Genomic DNA, 19148 nt, shown 5'->3' with positions numbered 1-19148 from the left:
AGAATTTTTGTGAGAAGGGGAAAATGAGATGACAAATATAAGAAAGATTGCTGAACTTGCTGGAGTATCTGTTTCAACTGTTTCACGTGTACTAAATAATCATCCGTACGTAAATGAACAGAAACGAAAAGAAATTTTAGCGATTATAGAAGAATTAAATTACACGCAAAATGTGAATGCAATTCATTTAGTGAAAGGAAAAACGAATGTAATTGGCGTTTTATTGCCACACGTAAATGATCAATATTATAGCGCTATTATCGAGGGGATATCAAAAGAGACAGCAAAGAATAATTATAATATGATGCTTTGCCAGACGAATTATAGCGAAGAAAGAGAACTAGAAATTTTAAATATGTTAAAAATGAAAAAGCTTGATGGGGTTATTATTTGTTCTCGGGCAAATAGTAAGGAGAAGCTTGAAGAATATACAAAATTCGGCCCGATTGTTATGTGTGAAGAAATAGATTCAAAATGTATTTCAAGTGTCCATATCGATTACTACAAAGTATTTTCACTTGGGATGAAAAGCTTAATAGATGCCGGTCATACACATATTGGATATTGTATTGGAAGAAGTAATAGTGTTAATAGCCAAAGACGAAAGAAGGCATATGAAGATTCGCTTCAACAGAGTATCGTAACACCGTTAGAGACCTGGAAATTTGAGGGTTGTTTTACAGTGGAAGATGGACGCAATGTAATTAGAGAATGGGCTCATATGTCAGTAAAACCGACGGCGTTCCTTGTATCTTGTAACCATATTGCAGCGGGGATGGTTACAGAAGCAAAAAAACAAGGAATTCGTATTCCAGAGGATATTACGATTATCGGGTGTGATGATCAAGAGGTGGCAGATATATTGGGTATAACGACGATTTCGCATTCTAGTAAAAACGTTGGAGTAAAAGCGTTTGAATTATTATATGAAAAGATTAATGAAGAGAAATTAGATGTGAAGCATATAGAGTTATTACCAGAGTTAGTAAATAGAGAAACGACGTAATTGAGAAGGTGTGAAAATCGCTTTTCAAAATTTCGTTTGGTATAATTATGGACAATCTATGAGGGCTAAAAGGGGTTTTGATATGAGATCAAAAGTAGTAAAAGTAATTCTACTCATTACAATTGCATCTTTCTGTTTATTTGCATATGGCTTTGTTTCAGGTGTAAATGATGTATTAAATCCGAAAGCTTCAAATTTAATTAAAAAGACCGATGTAGTGGCAAAAGAGAAAAAGAAAACGGGAACGTTACAAATCGTTAGTTTAGGTGATTCATTAACGCGTGGCGTTGGTGATAAAGAAGGAATTGGCTATGTTGGGCGAATGAAAGAGGATTTACAAAAAGATTATAAGCAAAAAATTGCATTAACAAATTTAGCAGTTAGTGGTGCAAAAATGCCCGATTTATTAAAACAAATTGAAAGTAATGGCGCTCAATATTCAATTAAGCAAGCAGATGTAATCGTGTTAACGATTGGTGGGAATGATTTGTTCCCAGGCTGGGAATCGCTTGGGAAAATAGATTTAGAGACGTATCGTCCTGACACAGAAACGTTTCAAAATGAAGCAAAGAAAATTATAGAAGAAATTCGTAAATTAAATACAGATAGTCCGATTTTTTGGCTTGGTTTATACAATCCTTTTGAAGATGTAGAAGATTTAAAAGGGTCTTCAAACATTGTTGTGGACTGGAATGCATCTTTAGAGAAGTTAGCGCTAAACGATAAAAATGTGTATATTACACCGACATTTGATTTATTCCAAAACCGTGGGAAAGATTTATTATACTCTGATCATTTTCATCCGAACGAAGTAGGTTATACGTATATGGCAGAACGTTTAGTTCAAAATGTTGTAAGTAAATTAAAACTAGAACAAGGAGGGGTAAAATGACGACGATACTTTCCGTACGAGATTTGAAGAAGGTAATTGGAAAGAAGACTCTTGTAGAGAATATTTCCTTTGATGTAAAGCAAGGAGAAGTGTTCGGGTTCTTAGGACCAAATGGTGCTGGAAAGACGACTACCATTCGAATGTTAGTCGGATTGATTAAGGCGACAGAAGGTACGATTTCTATTGGTGGTTATTCGATTAAGGAAAATTTCAGAGAAGCGATGCGTCAAATTGGGAGTATCGTTGAAAACCCAGAGTTGTATACATATTTAACGGGATGGGAAAATTTAAAGCAATTTGCTCGTATGTTAGGTGATATATCAGATGAACGTATTATTGAAATTGCTGAAATGGTTCATTTAGATGAAAGAATTCATGACAAGGTAAAAACGTACTCACTTGGTATGAAACAACGCCTTGGAATTGCGCAGGCGCTCCTTGGGAATCCGAAATTGCTCATATTAGATGAGCCAACGAATGGTTTAGATCCAGCAGGGATTAGAGAACTTAGGGAATTTATACATAAGCTTGTAAAAGAAGAAAATATGAGCGTGTTTATTTCAAGTCACTTGCTAAGTGAAGTGCAAATGATATGCGATCGCGTTGCTATTATTCATAAAGGAAAAATGATAACAGTTGCCAAGGTTGAAGAATTAATTAAAACAGCAAGTGATCGTGTAGAATGGATTGTTACACCAATTTCTAAGGCGAAAGATATGCTAGAAGCGGCCGAAGAAGTAAGGGAAGTGAGTGTAGAAGGCGATCGATTACTATGCCGCATGGATATTGCATCTATAAGTAGTTGGAATAAACACTTTGTCGAAAATGAAATAGATGTACATAGCGTTAAGGAGCTTGTATTTACGCTAGAAGATTTATTTATTGAACTCACAAGGGGTGAGCAGCATGCGTGAATTTGCGAATCTAGTTTTAAATGAATCAGAAAAGATTTACCGCAAGAAACGTATTTTTGTTGTCATGCTTATTTTAGCAATCTTGATCCCGCTTTTTGTGTATGCGCAGTATCGTGAAATAGAAACGACACAAAAAAGACTCGGTACAACTGATTGGAAGGTTTCATTGCAACAGCAAATTGTTGATTCTCAGAACCGGTTGAACAATTCTAGGTTGCCAGAAGAATGGCGTGATTGGTTAAAGGTAAGAGTTGAGCAACAACAATATTATTTAGATCATGATATTAATCCGATGGCACCGGGTGCACCGACTTTTGTCAGAGCATTTATTGAACAAGGAATTACATTATTTATTCCGCTTCTTGTAATGATTGTAGCCATTGATATCGTTTCAGGAGAACGAAGTGATGGGACGATGAAGATGTTACTTACGCGGCCAATTCGGCGTTGGAAAATACTCCTTAGTAAATACGTGACGATGTTATTTTTCATTTCGCTCATACTGTTTCTTGTAGGTTTGTTTGCTTACATATTATCAGGGCTTGTATTTGGATACTCGGGATGGAATTTACCTGTTTTAACAGGATTTGTTATTGATAAGGAAACGCTAAATACGAACTTTGTGCATCTTATTCCGCAGTGGCAATACATCTTAATGGCGTATGGACTAGCATGGTTTGTTGCTATCGTTGTCGGAACTATATCATTTATGGTCTCTGTTTTAATTCGTAATACACCAGCTGGTATGGGCGTTATGCTAGCTGCATTAATTGCAGGCGGTATTTTAAGCTCGTTCGCAACATCTTGGGAAGGCGCCAAATATATTTTTAGTGTGAATTTATCATTAACGGATTATTTATCAGGAAAATTACCTGCATTACAAGGTTTATCGATGGGATTTTCTTTGATGAATTTAACTGTTTGGGCAGTTGTTTCTCTTGTTATTTCGTTCGTAGTATTTACAAGACAGGATATGGTGAATTAATTAGACAGGAAGTGACAGTATGGAAAATGTTTTAAAGAATGATTGGGAGCCACTATTGGCACCAGAATTCGAGAAAGAGTATTATCTTACTCTATCCAGTTTTTTGACAGAAGAATACAGCACGCATGTTGTTTATCCGAAGGTAGAAGATATTTTTAACGCTCTTCAGTATACAAGTTATGAAAATACAAAGGTTGTTATTTTAGGACAAGATCCATATCATGGACCGAATCAAGCGCATGGTTTAAGCTTTTCTGTGCAACCTGGTGTTAAAACACCACCGTCATTGTTAAATATGTATAAAGAACTTCGAGATGAATATGGTTATGAAATCCCGAATAACGGTTATTTAGTAAAATGGGCGGAACAAGGAGTATTATTACTAAATACCGTATTAACAGTTCGTCAAGGCGAAGCAAATTCTCATAAGGGAAAAGGATGGGAGCACTTTACAGATCGTGTAATTGAACTGTTGAATGAACGTGAAAAGCCAGTTATTTTCATATTGTGGGGGCGCCATGCGCAGGCGAAGAAGAAGTTAATTACGAATCCGAATCATCATATTATCGAATCTGTACATCCAAGCCCATTATCGGCAAGACGTGGTTTCTTTGGTAGTAAGCCATATTCTAAAGTAAATACGATTTTAGCTAATATGGGCGAAAGAGAAATTGATTGGGAAATTCCAAATTTATAAATAGAAAAGGTAGTTAACAGTCGTTAACTACCTTTTTATTATTATTGTTGCTCGTTCTTTAATTTTGCATCTAGTACAAAAGTGCCAAATGGGATAACTGATGAAACAAATGCTCCAAGTGCCCATAAAATTGATTTACGGTGTACGATTGTTACTTGAATTACTGCAAAGATGAATAGAATAAATAGAACACCATGAGCCATGCCTGTAATTTTAACAGCTGTTGCAAATCCTGCGAAATATTTCAATGGCATTGCTACAAATAATAGTAATAGGAAAGAAATACCCTCAACTAGTCCAATTGCTCTTAATCGTCCGATTGGTGTAGATAACATAAAGTAGCCTCCTTTAACGTATGCTTGTATATAGTAAATTTGTATTCTTTTTCAAAATAAAATAGTCTATTTTGTTTCATTATATACAAAAAGAAAGTTTACACTACGAGAATAGTGCAAAGTTCAAAATATAGTCACAAAAGCATGAGAATTTAAATAAAAACCTATTTGAAGTATTTGACTTCAAATAGGTTTTGTGAATGAAAATATTAAACAAGTACATCCGTTTTTAAAACGAATTTCTCTACAACTTTTGCAACACCATCGTTCATATTTGTATCTGTTACGTAGTTTGCAATTTCTTTAATATCATCAGGTGCATTGCCCATTGCAACGCCAAGACCAGCAAATTCAATCATCGCTTGGTCGTTATAGCTATCGCCCATTGCGATAACTTCTTCACGCTTAATGCCAAGCTTTTGGATCAGTTTGTTTAAGCTCGTTCCTTTTGTAACACCAGCTTCAGTAAATTCTAAGAAGAATGGTTTCGAACGCATCACGCTTAATTGGCCTTCTAGCTGTTTTTGTAGTTTTTTTTCAACTTCAACAAGGCGTTCAGCTTCTTTATTCATTAATACTTTTACTACAGGCTCTTTAACTGCAGCTTTAAAGTCATCTACTACAACAATTGGCATACCAGTAATATCGCCCTCAATTTCAGTATAAGGATTATTTTCTTCCGTTACGATATCATCGCCCATATAAGTATGAATCCATACATCTTCAGTTTGACTAATTTCAAATAGGTTGTGAACGATTTCAGGAGATAGTGTACTACTAAAGATTTCTTCGTTTGTTTTACAGTTAATAATTTTTGCACCATTAAAAGATAAAATGAAACTGCCGTATTCTTCTAAACGAAGTTCTTTCGCTACATTGCGCATACCGAACGTTGGACGTCCAGAAGCAAGTACAACCTTTACGCCTTGCTCTTGTGCAGTCATTAACGCTTCTTTCGTACGAGGTGAAATAGTATGGTCATCACGTAATAAAGTATCATCTAAATCTAAAACAATCATTTTATAAGTCATATAGAAAATTCCTTTCTTTAATTGAAATCAAAATACATGTTCATGAAGAGATTGAGGAATAATAGTAAGACATCAAACCTCTTTGAAAAGAAGTAGATAAATTATTATGAGTGTGTTGCTCATAATATTGGTTAATAATCATTGGGGATGAATAAAACCCCAATGATTAAAGTTTGATTTTATCGTAACAACTCTAAAGGTAGAGTGCAATAATGGAAGTTTTCCAATTTAAGATATTTGTTTTGCTGTGGAACGAGAAAATAGTATTTCTAGCAAGATTGCCATTACAGATCCAAGAACGAGACCATTACTTAAAAACGATGCTAGAAATGGTGGAAGTGTGGAATATGCTCCTGCTGGAACAAACATAACTCCGACTCCCGTAAAGATTGAAAGACCGGCTACTTTAAATAATCGTTCTTTATCCTGGACAGTTTCGTATTCTCGAAAGGCGAGGCCAATCATGCTTGCGAATACAGGATAAATAGCGGCATAACCAACTGCAACAGGGATTGCTGCAAAGAATGAAGTAATCTTTGGAAATATACTAACGACAATAATAAAGCTTGACCCTAATATAAACGGGAGACGTTTATAAATATTAGTCGTTGCAATAAAACCTGCTGATCCAGAAATAGCGACAGGCCCAATAGCTGAAAATAGGCCGCCTAGCAATTGGTTGATTCCTGTTATAATGCCAGCTTGTTTAAAACGATCTGATGCAGCGTTTTCTTCATATTTAGAGACAACCTTTTGTACAACGCGAATACTTGCTAACATATTTGTTAGAAGTAAGAGCGTAACGAAAATGACCGTAATTACCATGTTCCATTCAACACGAGGCATTCCGAAAACAAATAAGGATGGAAAACGGATTATGTCTGTCACTGGTGTTATTGGATTAGATAATCCGAAGCATGCGAATAATATCCAGCCGCATACGATACTGAAAAGAACGGAATATTGTCCAATAATAGGTAGCTTCATGATGAAAAAGGATAGTAAAATAACAATGAGTGAAAGAATAAATACGTTAGGTTGTACTTCTGTATGTTTTCCATCAAGGCCAAACATTCCCTTTAAGAAGGAGCCACTAAGCTGCGCGACAAGAAGAAATAAATACGTTCCAATGACTGTCGGTGTAAAATAGCGAACGAGTTTATCAATAAGTCCAAAAACGCTAAGAATAATACAAATAATACCACTTAATAAGAAAGCATATTGAAGAACTTTAAGTGTCTCATTATTTGATCCAAATAGTACGACGCCTAAACTTGCGTAAAGGGAGAAAATTCCCCACCAAAGGCCAGCAGGACCTTCTTGAATAGGAAGTTTATGCCCAAATATAGCTTGCAAGAGACCAGCAAAACCTAGAACAAATAATGTTCTTTGTACAAATGCGATGGCTTCAGCGCCATTAAGACCATAACTAGTTGCGACACTAATTGGTACAATAAGGCTTCCAGCTAAAATAAATAGTGCCCATTGTAAGGCGGAAAGAAATGTCTTCATTATATCAACCTCTTTCATAGATTCCGTATCTAGTATATACGTATTTTATTTCCACTGGCAAAGATTGTAGATAGAGAAAAGAGTTGAAACACAGTATGAATGCACGTAAGCAATTATGGATAGCAGTTATATGTATGACTTTTGTTGTAATTCTAGGAACGATAGGATTTATGACGATTGAAGAGATTAGTTTGTTTCAAGCATTTTGGATGACAATGATTACTGTATTGACTGTTGGATACGGAGATGCCGTTCCTGTAACGCAAACGGGGAAAGTATTTGCGCTTCTTATTATTCCTGTTGGCGTAGGTATTGTTACGTATGCAATTGGGGTAGTGGCAGCTATGATTATTGAAGGGAATTTATTTCATGCAGTACGGAGGAAGAAGATGGATAAACAAATAGCGCAGTTGAAAAATCATATTATAGTATGTGGTTGCGGTAGAGTGGGGCTTCAAGTTGTACATGAATTGCAAGAAAAGAATATTCCATTTGTCGTTGTTGATAAAGATGAAAGTATATTGGAGCAGGAAAAGCTTTTATTTGTACATGGAGATGCAACGGAAGATCAAGTATTACATAATGCCGGAATTTTAAAAGCAGCTGGTTTAGTTGCTATTGTTGCAAATGATGCCGAAAATGTATTTATTACATTAACAGCAAGAGGGTTAAACGATACGATTAAAATTGTGGCGAGATCTGAAAAGCCAGAAACTGAAGAGAAATTAAGGCGTGCTGGTGCAAATAAGGTTATTAATCCATCTAGTATGGCGGGTATTCATATCGCAAAAGGTATTGCAAATCCATTAACCGTTCATTATATTGATACAGTGTTGTATGGAGTAGAACAGTCATTTGTCATTGAAGAAATTCTAGTTGGAAAAGATTCAATATTAGTTGGTAAATCGTTACTAGAGAGTAATGTAAGGAATCAGTTTGATGTAACAATATTAGCGATTTCAAGAAATGGGAATATTATACATAATCCGGCGGGGCAGGAAAAATTGAAAGAACGTGATATGATAATAGTATTTGGTTCAGTAGAAAAATTGGGACAATTCGAGAAAGAATTACAAAGTACGAGGTGATAAGGAATGCAAATATCTAGCGACAAGATTTTAAATAAAATGGCGAATGAAATTGCGAAGGCAAAAAGTAGTGAAGGACAAAAGTCAAAAGAACATTTATTAGTTGTGCGTGCTTTATGTGACTTATTATTAGATGAACAAGTTGAAACATCTACATATAGAGAACCGAAAATTCAATCGCAAGTAATTGGATCACAACCAGTAACAACTATGCAACCAATTGCACCTGTTTCTGGGGAGCCAGTATATATAAAAGAAAGTGATGCAAACGGTAATTCTTTATTTGATTTTTAGAAGATAAATCGTTTGGCTTATATGCAAAAATTGCTTATGATAAAGGTAAAAAAGGGGAATTAAGATGAAAATTTTCTTTTTACTAGGTTGTATTGCAGCGGGGCTATCTGTTGCGTTAGGGGCCTTTGGAGCACACGGTTTAGAAAATAAAATTTCTGCAAAAATGTTAGAAGTTTGGAAAACAGGCGTTACATATCAAATGTTTCATGCAGGTGGACTATTCGTAGTTGCTTTATTGATGGATAAGGTTCAATCATCACTTTTAACTACTGCTGGTTGGCTAATGGTAGCTGGAATTATTATGTTCTCAGGTAGTTTGTATGCATTAAGTACGACAGGCATTAAGTTCTTTGGTCCAATTACACCTCTTGGTGGTGTAGCGTTTATTGTGGCGTGGATTCTAGTAGGGACTGCAGTTGTAAAAGGATTATAAAAAAACAAAAGCTGGCATTTGCCAGCTTTTTTTATGGTCTTGGAGTATAAGTTGCTTGTTGACTAGGTAAATACGTAATTTCTTCTGGAAACTCTACGTAATCTAAGTAGATCATTAGTAGTAAATAGCGTTTTCCTGATTGCGGTTCACTAATAACAATATGGTCACGGCCAGCTGCTTCAATAATACCTGTATAAGATTGTGTACCAAGGGAACTGCCACGTTCATAAGTCATTACAACCGTAGCTTGCTTACCTTTGTTTAAACGAAGGATATTTTCAATATAGGATTGCTCTAGAGGTAACATGCCTTGAGAAATTGCATATTGAGCTTGCGCAGCTTGAGCTGTTTGTTGTTGCATCGCTTGCTGCTGTTGTTGAGTCATTTGTTGCGGTTGTACATAAGTTCCAGATGGTTGATAAAAACCTGTTCCATAGTACGGATTTTGTTGCTGTGCCATTCAAAAATCCCTCCTCATTTTTATTCCTTAATATACGCTAGGGCAGTCTCCAGCAGATGGCTGGAAGAAGCAGTGCTTTTTAAAGCGACCAGAGTTTTGTTGGTTATACCAAGTTGGTGGACATGCCCCTTCAGGTCTAAAGAACCATAAGGCAAAGTTGGCAGGCCAAAAACGTTGCCCTTGAATGGTCCGTCTTGCTAGGGCAATATCTTGTTCACGTGCCCGTTGATAAAAGTATCCTTTTTGCGTTGCTTCAAAACCGCCGGGGTTTTGATAAACCATTTGACGTAAATTACGAATGCTTTTAAAGTCTAAACAATTTCCGCGGACACGATTTACCCCAACGTTTCCGACCATTAACATTCCTTGTTGTCCTTCTCCTTCGGCTTCAGCACGCATCAGTCTAGCTAACAACTTTACATCTTCTTCGTTATAAGCAATAACTCCCATTATGTGTCACCTCTCTTTTTGGAATACCTTTTGGAAAGAGGTTTATCTCTAGATGAAGTGTGTAACAATTACTAGTTCATACGTATGAGGAAAAGGGCTCAGATATGACAACCAAACGAAGTTTTACATTGAGAGTGGAAAATAAAAAAAAGCTAGCGTGAGCCAGCTTTTTTATTAAAAAACTTTAGACCATAAGTTTGAGAAGAAATTACCAATAGAGCGCATTGTTAACACAAACCAATTTGCTTTTTCAACTTCCTCTGTCGTTTTTGCAGTAACTTTCATACTTTTACTACCGTCTAAGAAACCATATTTATCAGTTGATTCTAAAGTAATTGAGCCTACTTTGGCATCTTTCTTAATAGGAGCAACTAAATGTCCATCTTCAGCAAGAGATTTATCTAATTCAGTCCCAATTTTATAAGGTTCTTTGCTACCTTTTTTCGCAATTACTGTTATTTCTTTTTCGGGTGCAACAGTTACTTGGTCTTCTTTCCCTTTTACTACAGAGATTGTATTGTTCTTATTAACTTTTAGTTTTTGTTTTTCAAAGTTATTAAATCCATATTCGATTAATTCACGAGATTCTGTGAAACGTTCATCCATTGATTTTGTTTTAATAATAACCGAGATAAGACGTACATCACCACGTTTAGCAGTAATAGTAAATCCGTATCCAGCTGTATCAGAACTTCCAGTTTTTAAACCATCAGTACCTTCATAAGCGAAAGCAGCTCCTGGTAACATCCAATTCCAGTTTTCCATACGAATTGGTTTTGGGTGATTGTCTGGGAAGTTTCTAAATCTTTGTTTTGTATCCTCTAGCATTTCTGGATACTTTGTAATCATTGCTTTTGAAAGCATACCCATATCACGAGCTGACATAGAGTTTTCTGCATTTGGATCAGTACCCTCAGGATGTTTTCCTTTTAAGTCAGCGTTATTTAAGCCCGTAGCGTTTACAAATTTATATTTCTTTAATCCTAGCTTTTTAGCATGTTCATTTGCAAGATTTAAGAAGTTTTTCTCACTTCCTGCAAGAAGTTCTGCTAAAGCGATACTAGATCCATTTGCAGAGAATATAACAATAGAATGATATAATTCTTTTACAGTATATTGACGTCCTTTTTCGAACGGTACATTAGAGAATTCATTATTACGAGAGACTTCATAAGCGTAATCAGAAATATTTACTTTCGTATCCCATGTGATTTTTCCTTCTTTAATTGCTTCTAAAACAGCGTAAACAACAATTAATTTCGACATACTAGCAATAGCTAGCAATTCATCTGGATTTTGCTCGTGAAGTATTTTTCCTGTATCTGCATCAAATAAAAGTGCAGCGGCTGCCTCAATATGTATTTTTTCTTCCGCATGGGATGTTGTTACTCCTAAGGAAGAAATTGACAATACAAGCAATAGTAAAATAGACAAAATTTTTTTCATATAGATTATCACCTTCGCATCGTTATTTAGCATATAGCTCGTATCATTTTAGCATATCTTTACATATAAAAAGGTTACAATTTTACAATAAATTTGAAAAAATGTCGGTTTTTCTTCAAAAGTGCAGAAAAAAGGGGATTTTTGAGGATAAATATAGAGAAGAATAAAAAAAGGAACGAATTTCGTTCCTTTTCACCATTTATATGTGTAAAAATTTCTCTACTTTTTCGTCTGGTAAAATGTTTCCAACGAAGAATGTTCCAAATTCACCATAACGAGCACTTACTTCATCGAAGCGCATTTCATATATAAGTTTTTTAAATTGAAGAACATCGTCAGCGAATAATGTTACGCCCCATTCGAAATCGTCGAATCCGACAGATCCTGAAATCACTTGGCGTACTTTACCTGCGTATTGACGGCCAATTTTACTATGACTGTACATCATTTTTTTACGCTCTTCCATAGGAAGCATGTACCAGTTGTCATCACCTTGGCGACGCTTATCCATTGGATAGAAGCAAATATGATTTGCTTTCGGCAATTCAGGATATAAGCGAGCTAAAATTTGCGGGTTTTGGTATGGATCCTCATCAGCTGGAAGATAGTTGCTTAATTCAACAACAGATACGTAAGAATATGCAGGAACCATATATTCAGCTAAAGTTGTTTTATTCAATTCTGTCTCAATTTCATTTAACTCTTCCATTGTTGGACGTAAAATCATAAGCATAATATCAGCTTTTTGGCCAACAACTGTATACATTGCGTGACTACCTTTTTTCGCAGTAGCTACTTCGTTCCATTTTTCAACGACATTTAAAAATTCAGACACTGCTTGTCCGCGTTCGTCGCTAGATAATGTTTTCCATGCAGCCCAATCAATAGAACGTAAATCATGTAAACAATACCAGCCATCTAACGTTGTTGTTGCTTCACTCATTCTATTCACCTCAGTTAATGATAGTTTTACACGTTAACTATAGCATATATAGTTTTAAAATCATCTATATAAAACCTTGGCGCATAAAATTGTCACATTTAAGTGTTTAAGCAAGGTGAATTTAACGGCTGAATTTTATGAAAATATAATCATTTTTATTTTATCTATTTTTTGGGAGCTATAAGTTTAAAATATAGAAGAAAAGCAGTATTCTTAAAGATAGAGTTTTTTTAACATATGTAGGAGGGTTTATTCGTGAGCAACTTATTTACAACAGTAAAAGAAAAAGTTCAAGGAAAAGGCATTTCTATCGTACTTCCTGAAGGAACTGATGAAAGAATTTTAGGCGCTGCAGAGCGTTTAGCAAAAGAAGAGTTAGTAAAACCAATCTTAGTTGGTAATAGAGAAGAAATTAGCGCAAAAGCTGCTAGCATGAATTTAACATTAGCAGGCGTTGATATTTACGACCCAGCTACATACGAAGAAATGGATGCAATGGTAGCATCTTTCGTTGAACGCCGTAAAGGTAAAGCAACTGAAGAAGACGCTCGCAAAATCCTTAAAGACGAAAACTACTTCGGTACAATGCTTGTATACATGGGCAAAGCACACGGTCTAGTAAGTGGTGCAGCTCACTCTACAGCTGATACAGTTCGTCCAGCACTTCAAATTATTAAAACAAAACCAGGCGTTACAAAAACTTCTGGCGTATTCATCATGGTACGTGAAGAAGAGAAATATGTATTCGCTGATTGCGCAATTAACATTGCACCAAACAGCCAAGATTTAGCTGAAATCGGTATCGAAAGTGCGAAAACTGCTGAGTTATTCGGCATTGATCCACGCGTTGCTATGTTAAGCTTCTCTACAAAAGGTTCTGCGAAATCTCCAGAAACAGAAAAAGTTGTAGAAGCAACTCGCATTGCAAAAGAAATGGCTCCTGAGTTAACTTTAGATGGAGAATTCCAATTCGATGCTGCATTCGTACCATCTGTAGCTGAGAAAAAAGCTCCAGGTTCTACAATTAAAGGTGATGCTAACGTATTCGTATTCCCAAGCTTAGAAGCTGGTAATATCGGCTACAAAATCGCTCAACGTTTAGGTAACTTCGAAGCAGTAGGACCAATCTTACAAGGCTTAAACATGCCTGTAAATGACCTATCTCGTGGATGTAACGAAGAAGAAGTGTACAAGTTAGCTTTAATTACAGCAGCTCAAGCACTTTAATTCTATAATGAATTGAAATAAAGACCGTCGCTATTATAGCGACGGTCTTTATTTTTCTAAACCAAGTGCTTTATTATTACGATCAATAATACGTTGTAAATTCGTCTCATATAAAGGAATCTCATCTATTGTTAATTGAGATGGTGTTAACTTTGGAGCGAATTGCTGCAATGTTTTTAAAAGACGCATCATTAAATCTTGTACTGTAATGGTTTCACCAAGTAATTCTGAGAGTGAGGCCATCGTACTTGGTACAATTTCAGGGTACGTAAAGCGTGTTTCTTCCCCTTGAATTGCTAGGTTGTAGAAATCACGAACGAGTGCGGCACGCTCAGAGCCACTTCCGGTAGCGCAGAGATAGATTTGGACAGCGACACCTCCGCGAATACGACGTTGTGAAATACCAGCAAATTTTTGATCGCGAATACTTAAGTCATAACTACCAGGACAGTAAGAGCCGACAATTTCTTTTGCCTCGATAGTAACGTCGTAATCCTTTAACATCTCCTTAATCAAATGCCACATTGTATCGTATCCAAGGTCAATATCGATACCTTTTTCTGTTTCTTGGAATAAAAGTGATACGTTTAAAACACCTTCATCAAGCACGACCGCAAGCCCGCCAGAATTACGGACAATAACATTGAAGTTGTTTTGTTTTAAAAAAGAAATACCTTCTTCTAAATGCGGAAGGCGTGAATCTTGAATGCCAAGGACAATTGTATTGTGATGAACCCAAGAACGCATTGTTGCGGCTGACTTGCCATTTCCAATGCTTGTGCATAATGTGTCATCCATTGCGAATGACTGAAGTGCATGGAATGTTGGTCCCAAACTAGATTGATCTACAATGCGCCACTCTGGCTGAGATAAAATGGAACGGGAATTGCTCATATAACTAACCCCTTATCTTTAAAATGACAATCTCTATTATAGCAAAAAATGAAGAATGGAGTTTTCTCACATATAAAGGGGGAGCTTAGAGGTGAAATAATAAAAAGGATGCATTACATGCATCCTTTTTATTCTGCAATTTTTTCTAAATTACCGTTTCGGTCCATTCGGAAAGATGTTTGAGAACGTTCTTCGTCATCCATGACTGCCAATTTACGAGCTCGGTTCATAATGTTCATAAGTGTTTCGTAATCTTCTTGTACAGTATGAGATTGCTTTTCTAATTTTTCTAGTTTCTTTTCTAGTTCCTCATTTCGAAGGATTTGTGCTTTAATTTCTTGTTTCAATCTCGTATTCTCGTTTTCAAGAGCTGTCACTTTTATATTTGAAGATCCGACTGTTTGTAAAAAATAAATAACATCTTGCATTGTCATAGAGCTTCTTGCAGCAGGAGCAGTAGATTCTTGATATGGAATAGCTTCTTTATATTGTACGATTGATTCTTCTTGTACTAATTCTTCATAATCAGTTATCGAATCTGAAGCTGGTGGTGTATAAAGTAAACGTTTTTTCGCTTGTTCACCGCTTGCAGCACGCATTTTATCTTTACGATGTTTTTTTGCTAGTTGAAGAGCTTGTTCATAGCTATAGCGAACAACAGCATTCCAGCGGAAACCACAAGCAGCAGATGTACGATTTAACTGATCCCCTACTTCCTCAAATGCATTTAATTGCGTACTTCCTTCTCTAACATGACGAAGTACCGTTTCAGCAAGTAATAAATCATCCTCATCTGTCCAAGCATCTTGTCTTACTTTCATAGATTCAACTCCCTTTCTTTTTATGAACTTCCTATTTTTATAATGGGCAAAAAAATAAACTTTTATACAAAGCTTTTAAAAATATGGTAGATTTCGATGAAAGGTAAAAATTTTCCCATGAATGGTGAGCGCTTCTGTAGGAGAGGATATAAAATATGTAGCATTATGTAGAGAATAGGCTTTGTAGGGAAACTTGCAACGAGCTTCAAAGAGCGGTAAAATACCATTTAGTGTTTATTTTTAAACGTACTTGAGAAAAGTTTAAAATAGAGGAAGTGTTATATAATGGGAAACGAGTTTCGCGTGTGCGATGACTGTCAGGCAACGAACGTTAAAACGTTAGTTCCGAAGTTAAAAAAAGTAGATTCATGTGCAACGATTGAAGTTGGATGTCAGTCTTACTGTGGTCCTGGTCGTAAAAAATCATTCGCATTTGTAAATAACCGTCCAGTTGCGGCTCCAACAGAAGATGAGTTAATCGCAAAAATTGAAGCAAAGTTAAATAAGTAAGAAAAAGAAGAGTGAAAAGATTACTCTTCTTTTTTATGCCCATAAGAGGAATAATTTATTCTGCGAAAGTACTCTTGTGTGGACGAACGTTTTCTAAAGGATAGACACAACTTTTGTATTAAAATTCCAATTTGTATAAATTTATATTTCAAAATAATGGTTGACAGTCTTTTAAAGCGATAGGTAGAATAGAAGTGTCTGATTCTGAGAATCATTATCAGGAAAATAACAATTCACCTAATTTTTTTATTACTATTTGAGAATAAATTTCATTTCAATAAATATATGTTGTTAGTTAGGATGGTTGAGGGATGGAAGCGAGCGCAAGCAGTATAGAACAGCAAGAAGAGAATGTTAAAGAGATTAAGAGCAGACCGCTTATCGCTTCTATTATTTTAGTAGCGGGTACAGTTTTGTTAGCTTTAAGCATGGCAGTTTCTATTTCTTTTGGGGCTGCAGATATTAGTTTAAAGACTGTATGGCAAGCTGTATTTCAGTTTGATGGATCTATTACACATCATAATGTAATTCAAGAGCTTCGCATGCCTAGAGCAATAGGGGGCGTAGTTGCAGGTGCCTTTTTAGCGGTATCAGGAGCAATTATGCAAGGTATGACGCGAAATCCACTTGCTTCACCATCGTTAATGGGGATTACAGATGGGGCTGTATTTGGAATTGCAATTATGTATGCATTTTTTCCTAATTCACCTTATTTAATGTTTGTTATCGCATCTTTTATTGGAGCTGCGTTTGGTGCAAGCATTGTATATGGAATTGGGTCTTCTTCACCAGGTGGATTAACACCTGTGAAATTAGCTTTAGCAGGTGCAGCTATTAGTGCTTTATTAGGGGCAATTTCATCTGGAATCGCATTGTATTTCAATCTTGCCCAAGAGGTAAGCATGTGGAATGCAGGCGGGGTTGCTGGAGTGAAATGGCAAAGTATTAATATGTTAGTGCCAATTGGCCTTGTTTGTCTTTTTATCGCAATTATGATGTCGAGATATATTACAATTTTGAGCTTCGGTGAAGAAATTGCAATTGGACTTGGTCAAAATACGACATTAATTAAATTTATCGGAACAGTACTTGTTCTTGTTTTAACGGGTTCCGCAGTTTCCATGGCAGGATCAGTTGGATTTGTTGGTCTTGTAATTCCGCATATGACTCGTTTTCTTGTAGGCTCGGACTATAGATGGGTTATTCCATGTTCTGCGGTCTTAGGCGGGCTGTTAATTGAATGTGCAGATATGTTATCTCGCGTTATTAACCCGCCATTTGAAACGCCAATTGGAGCAATTACAGCGCTAATTGGGGTTCCATTCTTCCTCTACTTAGCACGTAATGAAGGGAGAGGAAAGATGTGAGGACGAGTGTCTTAACAAAAAAGAACATTTCTATATTAATGATTTTAGTAGGACTAATCGTTTCTATATTTCTTATTAGTTTAAATACAGGAACTTTTAAAATCCCGCCAATGGACGTATTAAAGTCATTGGTTGGACTAGGGGCTGAAGATCAGTCTGTTATTTTATTTGAATTCCGTATGCCGCGTATGGTAATTGCTATACTAGTCGGATCTGCTTTAGCTATGTCAGGTGCGATTTTGCAAGGTTTATCACGAAATCCGCTTGCTGATCCAGGTATTATAGGTATTAATGCTGGAGCGGGATTAACAGTTGTTATATTCGTCTACTTCTTCTTCGGGAAAGTAGGGACTGGTACATTTTTATCTGTATTCATTCTTCCATTCTTCGCACTAGTTGGAGCGATATTAGCAGCGGTAATTATTTATTTACTAGCATGGAAAGACGGCGTTTCATCGACTCGATTAATACTTGTCGGTATTGCCGTTGCAGCTGGATTTGGAGCTGTTAGTTTAATTTTCTCTATGAAGATGACATCTAACGATTTTCGTTTTGCTACGATTTGGCTGGCGGGAAGTCTATGGGGTACAGATTGGAAATTCGTATTAAGTGTACTTCCATGGATGGTTATTTTCTTACCGCTTGCTATAAGTAAAGCACACATATTAAATGTAATGAACCTAGGCGATTCTACAGCAGTTGGCCTTGGTGTAAACGTAGAAAAAGAAAGACGTAAATTATTATTTATTGCAGTTTGTTTAGCAGGTGCATCTGTTGCTGTTGCGGGCGGAATTGGCTTTATCGGTTTAATGGCCCCGCATTTAGCAAGGCGCCTTGTTGGTGGTAAACATCAAATTATGTTGCCCACCGCTGCGCTAATAGGAACGTTTTTACTTTTATTCGCAGACGTAATTTCAAGAAGTGTATTAACAACTTCAGAAATACCAGTCGGTCTTGTTATTTCTGTAATTGGTGCACCATATTTCATTTATTTACTTATGAGGACAAAATAAAGGGAGGCTTTTCGTATGGCAACTTTAGCGGTGGATGCGGTATCTGTTGGCTATAATGAAGGTTTAATTATTGACGGGTTAACAGTTGAAATTCCGGAAGGGAAAATTACAACAATTATTGGACCAAATGGTTGTGGGAAGTCCACATTATTAAAAACGGCGTCTCGTATTTTGAAGGCAAAGCAAGGTACTGTTTATCTCGACGGAAAAGCAATTGAGAAACAGCCAACGAAAGAAATTGCAAAGAAAATGGCGATTTTACCACAAACTGCAGAAGTGCCAACGGGTCTTACTGTATTTGAGCTTGTGTCATATGGAAGATTCCCTCATCAAAAAGGGTTTGGCACGTTGAAAGAAGAGGATTATCGCTACATTAACTGGGCACTTGAAGTGACAGGAATGAAAGAATTTGCGAATCGTCCAGCAGAAGCGCTATCAGGTGGCCAACGTCAACGTGTTTGGATCGCAATGGCTCTTGCACAAGGAACAGAATTACTTGTATTGGATGAACCAACAACGTACTTAGATATGGCTCATCAATTAGAAGTATTAAACTTATTGAAAAAGTTAAATGAAGAAGAAGGTAGAACGATTGTTATGGTTATCCATGACTTAAACCACGCTTCTCGTTTCTCTGATCATATGATTGCATTAAAAGCAGGTAAGTTAATGAAACAAGGAACGCCAGATGAAGTTATGACAAGTGAAACACTTCGTAACGTATTTGAGATTGAAGCTCAAATCGTTCCATGTCCAGTAAACTGTAAGCCAATTTGTTTAACATATGATTTAGCGATGATTAGTAATCAATTGCGTAAAAAAGCATAAGT

Annotated in this window: 22 protein-coding genes; 13 read left to right on the top strand and 9 right to left on the bottom strand. The window is 36.3% G+C overall.

The genetic code is table 11. From position 1 onward, the window contains the following. The first annotated feature begins 28 nt into the window (after positions 1-28). From ABWK52_RS12955 to ABWK52_RS12935, 5 genes are read left to right on the top strand one after another with little or no spacing between them, the layout of a single operon-like run. The gene (locus ABWK52_RS12955; RefSeq protein WP_000181959.1) at positions 29-1006 is read left to right on the top strand and encodes a LacI family DNA-binding transcriptional regulator; all 978 of its coding nucleotides are present in this window, start codon (positions 29-31) and stop codon (positions 1004-1006) included. Between the two features lie 10 nt (positions 1007-1016). Then, the gene (locus ABWK52_RS12950; RefSeq protein WP_002022849.1) at positions 1017-1898 is read left to right on the top strand and encodes an SGNH/GDSL hydrolase family protein; all 882 of its coding nucleotides are present in this window, start codon (positions 1017-1019) and stop codon (positions 1896-1898) included. Then, positions 1895-2812 carry an ABC transporter ATP-binding protein gene (locus tag ABWK52_RS12945; protein WP_000207719.1) on the top strand — a complete coding sequence of 306 codons (918 nt, stop codon included), beginning with the start codon at positions 1895-1897 and terminating at the stop codon, positions 2810-2812. Before ABWK52_RS12950 ends, ABWK52_RS12945 begins: the two co-directional genes overlap by 4 nt. Continuing rightward, positions 2805-3797 (top strand): ABC transporter permease subunit, encoded by a 993-nt coding sequence (locus ABWK52_RS12940; RefSeq protein ID WP_001206477.1) that lies wholly within the window; start codon positions 2805-2807, stop codon positions 3795-3797. Before ABWK52_RS12945 ends, ABWK52_RS12940 begins: the two co-directional genes overlap by 8 nt. Before the next feature lie 19 nt (positions 3798-3816). Next, positions 3817-4494: a uracil-DNA glycosylase gene (locus ABWK52_RS12935; RefSeq protein WP_000432520.1), complete on the top strand. Its 678-nt coding sequence runs from the start codon at positions 3817-3819 to the stop codon at positions 4492-4494. Between the two features lie 41 nt (positions 4495-4535). Here ABWK52_RS12935 and ABWK52_RS12930 read toward each other — a convergent pair whose 3' ends face one another. The 3 genes from ABWK52_RS12930 to ABWK52_RS12920 form a co-directional block, all read right to left on the bottom strand. After that, complete coding sequence (locus ABWK52_RS12930) at positions 4536-4829, bottom strand: DUF3817 domain-containing protein (protein ID WP_000953396.1); 294 nt, start codon at positions 4827-4829, stop codon at positions 4536-4538. A gap of 209 nt (positions 4830-5038) precedes the next feature. Further along, positions 5039-5860, bottom strand: a complete 822-nt coding sequence (locus ABWK52_RS12925; RefSeq protein WP_000221395.1) for a Cof-type HAD-IIB family hydrolase — start codon at positions 5858-5860, stop codon at positions 5039-5041. 228 nt (positions 5861-6088) lie between these two features. After that, the gene (locus tag ABWK52_RS12920) at positions 6089-7372 is read right to left on the bottom strand and encodes a purine/pyrimidine permease (protein WP_000847044.1); all 1284 of its coding nucleotides are present in this window, start codon (positions 7370-7372) and stop codon (positions 6089-6091) included. A 95-nt stretch (positions 7373-7467) separates the two neighbouring features. Between ABWK52_RS12920 and ABWK52_RS12915 the strand changes: the two genes are divergently transcribed. The 3 genes from ABWK52_RS12915 to ABWK52_RS12905 all read left to right on the top strand — a co-directional run bounded on the left by ABWK52_RS12915 (position 7468) and on the right by ABWK52_RS12905 (position 9187). After that, complete coding sequence (locus tag ABWK52_RS12915) at positions 7468-8460, top strand: potassium channel family protein (RefSeq protein WP_000993988.1); 993 nt, start codon at positions 7468-7470, stop codon at positions 8458-8460. 6 nt (positions 8461-8466) lie between these two features. Next, positions 8467-8754 (top strand): YwdI family protein, encoded by a 288-nt coding sequence (locus ABWK52_RS12910; RefSeq protein ID WP_001167349.1) that lies wholly within the window; start codon positions 8467-8469, stop codon positions 8752-8754. Positions 8755-8818: 64 nt separating this feature from the next. Then, positions 8819-9187, top strand: coding sequence for a DUF423 domain-containing protein (locus ABWK52_RS12905; protein WP_000688315.1), 369 nt, complete (start codon positions 8819-8821; stop codon positions 9185-9187). A gap of 31 nt (positions 9188-9218) precedes the next feature. Here ABWK52_RS12905 and gerQ read toward each other — a convergent pair whose 3' ends face one another. The 4 genes from gerQ to hemQ form a co-directional block, all read right to left on the bottom strand. Further along, positions 9219-9647: a spore coat protein GerQ gene (gene gerQ, locus ABWK52_RS12900; protein ID WP_000068652.1), complete on the bottom strand. Its 429-nt coding sequence runs from the start codon at positions 9645-9647 to the stop codon at positions 9219-9221. Positions 9648-9674: 27 nt separating this feature from the next. Next, on the bottom strand, positions 9675-10097 hold the full coding sequence (cwlJ, locus tag ABWK52_RS12895; protein WP_000538167.1) for a cell wall hydrolase CwlJ: 423 nt from the start codon (positions 10095-10097) through the stop codon (positions 9675-9677). Between the two features lie 174 nt (positions 10098-10271). Next, positions 10272-11543: a serine hydrolase gene (locus tag ABWK52_RS12890; protein WP_098541777.1), complete on the bottom strand. Its 1272-nt coding sequence runs from the start codon at positions 11541-11543 to the stop codon at positions 10272-10274. A 199-nt stretch (positions 11544-11742) separates the two neighbouring features. Further along, positions 11743-12486, bottom strand: coding sequence for a hydrogen peroxide-dependent heme synthase (hemQ, locus tag ABWK52_RS12885; RefSeq protein ID WP_001287595.1), 744 nt, complete (start codon positions 12484-12486; stop codon positions 11743-11745). A gap of 255 nt (positions 12487-12741) precedes the next feature. Here hemQ and pta point away from each other — a divergent pair, with 255 nt between their 5' ends. Continuing rightward, entirely contained in the window at positions 12742-13713 is a 972-nt protein-coding gene (gene pta, locus ABWK52_RS12880; protein WP_000067225.1) for a phosphate acetyltransferase, read from the top strand. 48 nt (positions 13714-13761) lie between these two features. On the opposite strand, the gene ABWK52_RS12875 is transcribed toward pta, so the two are convergent. After that, complete coding sequence (locus ABWK52_RS12875) at positions 13762-14607, bottom strand: lipoate--protein ligase family protein (protein WP_000071949.1); 846 nt, start codon at positions 14605-14607, stop codon at positions 13762-13764. Between the two features lie 128 nt (positions 14608-14735). Then, complete coding sequence (locus tag ABWK52_RS12870; RefSeq protein WP_000868358.1) at positions 14736-15428, bottom strand: RsfA family transcriptional regulator; 693 nt, start codon at positions 15426-15428, stop codon at positions 14736-14738. 285 nt (positions 15429-15713) lie between these two features. Between ABWK52_RS12870 and ABWK52_RS12865 the strand changes: the two genes are divergently transcribed. The 4 genes from ABWK52_RS12865 (at position 15714) to ABWK52_RS12850 (ending at position 19146) form a co-directional block, all read left to right on the top strand. Then, positions 15714-15938 (top strand): DUF1450 domain-containing protein, encoded by a 225-nt coding sequence (locus ABWK52_RS12865; protein WP_000526078.1) that lies wholly within the window; start codon positions 15714-15716, stop codon positions 15936-15938. A gap of 311 nt (positions 15939-16249) precedes the next feature. Further along, a complete protein-coding gene (locus tag ABWK52_RS12860) occupies positions 16250-17305 on the top strand; it encodes a FecCD family ABC transporter permease (RefSeq protein ID WP_000388296.1) in 1056 nt (351 codons plus the stop codon). Beyond that, a complete protein-coding gene (locus ABWK52_RS12855) occupies positions 17302-18318 on the top strand; it encodes a FecCD family ABC transporter permease (RefSeq protein WP_098507833.1) in 1017 nt (338 codons plus the stop codon). The genes ABWK52_RS12860 and ABWK52_RS12855 overlap by 4 nt, the downstream gene beginning before the upstream one ends. Before the next feature lie 15 nt (positions 18319-18333). Continuing rightward, complete coding sequence (locus ABWK52_RS12850; RefSeq protein WP_000212068.1) at positions 18334-19146, top strand: ABC transporter ATP-binding protein; 813 nt, start codon at positions 18334-18336, stop codon at positions 19144-19146. Positions 19147-19148 lie beyond the last annotated feature (2 nt).

The sequence above is a fragment of the Bacillus sp. AP50 genome (assembly GCF_040492675.1).
GTDB lineage: Bacteria > Bacillota > Bacilli > Bacillales > Bacillaceae_G > Bacillus_A > Bacillus_A cereus.
The sequence above is the reverse complement of the archived record's forward strand: the minus strand, read 5'-3'. Positions and strand labels throughout refer to the sequence as shown.

Bases quoted from the DNA above. Each gene is read 5' to 3' on its own strand.
- ABWK52_RS12910 (WP_001167349.1), top strand. From the start codon at position 8,467: ATGCAAATATCTAGCGACAAGATTTTAAATAAAATGGCGAATGAAATT.
- ABWK52_RS12930 (WP_000953396.1), bottom strand. From the start codon at position 4,829: ATGTTATCTACACCAATCGGACGATTAAGAGCAATTGGACTAGTTGAG.
- ABWK52_RS12925 (WP_000221395.1), bottom strand. From the start codon at position 5,860: ATGACTTATAAAATGATTGTTTTAGATTTAGATGATACTTTATTACGT.
- gerQ (WP_000068652.1), bottom strand. From the start codon at position 9,647: ATGGCACAGCAACAAAATCCGTACTATGGAACAGGTTTTTATCAACCA.
- ABWK52_RS12905 (WP_000688315.1), top strand. From the start codon at position 8,819: ATGAAAATTTTCTTTTTACTAGGTTGTATTGCAGCGGGGCTATCTGTT.
- ABWK52_RS12935 (WP_000432520.1), top strand. From the start codon at position 3,817: ATGGAAAATGTTTTAAAGAATGATTGGGAGCCACTATTGGCACCAGAA.
- ABWK52_RS12875 (WP_000071949.1), bottom strand. From the start codon at position 14,607: ATGAGCAATTCCCGTTCCATTTTATCTCAGCCAGAGTGGCGCATTGTA.
- cwlJ (WP_000538167.1), bottom strand. From the start codon at position 10,097: ATGGGAGTTATTGCTTATAACGAAGAAGATGTAAAGTTGTTAGCTAGA.
- ABWK52_RS12870 (WP_000868358.1), bottom strand. From the start codon at position 15,428: ATGAAAGTAAGACAAGATGCTTGGACAGATGAGGATGATTTATTACTT.
- ABWK52_RS12850 (WP_000212068.1), top strand. From the start codon at position 18,334: ATGGCAACTTTAGCGGTGGATGCGGTATCTGTTGGCTATAATGAAGGT.
- ABWK52_RS12920 (WP_000847044.1), bottom strand. From the start codon at position 7,372: ATGAAGACATTTCTTTCCGCCTTACAATGGGCACTATTTATTTTAGCT.
- ABWK52_RS12890 (WP_098541777.1), bottom strand. From the start codon at position 11,543: ATGAAAAAAATTTTGTCTATTTTACTATTGCTTGTATTGTCAATTTCT.
- ABWK52_RS12945 (WP_000207719.1), top strand. From the start codon at position 1,895: ATGACGACGATACTTTCCGTACGAGATTTGAAGAAGGTAATTGGAAAG.
- ABWK52_RS12860 (WP_000388296.1), top strand. From the start codon at position 16,250: ATGGAAGCGAGCGCAAGCAGTATAGAACAGCAAGAAGAGAATGTTAAA.
- ABWK52_RS12915 (WP_000993988.1), top strand. From the start codon at position 7,468: ATGAATGCACGTAAGCAATTATGGATAGCAGTTATATGTATGACTTTT.
- ABWK52_RS12865 (WP_000526078.1), top strand. From the start codon at position 15,714: ATGGGAAACGAGTTTCGCGTGTGCGATGACTGTCAGGCAACGAACGTT.
- hemQ (WP_001287595.1), bottom strand. From the start codon at position 12,486: ATGAGTGAAGCAACAACAACGTTAGATGGCTGGTATTGTTTACATGAT.
- ABWK52_RS12940 (WP_001206477.1), top strand. From the start codon at position 2,805: ATGCGTGAATTTGCGAATCTAGTTTTAAATGAATCAGAAAAGATTTAC.
- ABWK52_RS12955 (WP_000181959.1), top strand. From the start codon at position 29: ATGACAAATATAAGAAAGATTGCTGAACTTGCTGGAGTATCTGTTTCA.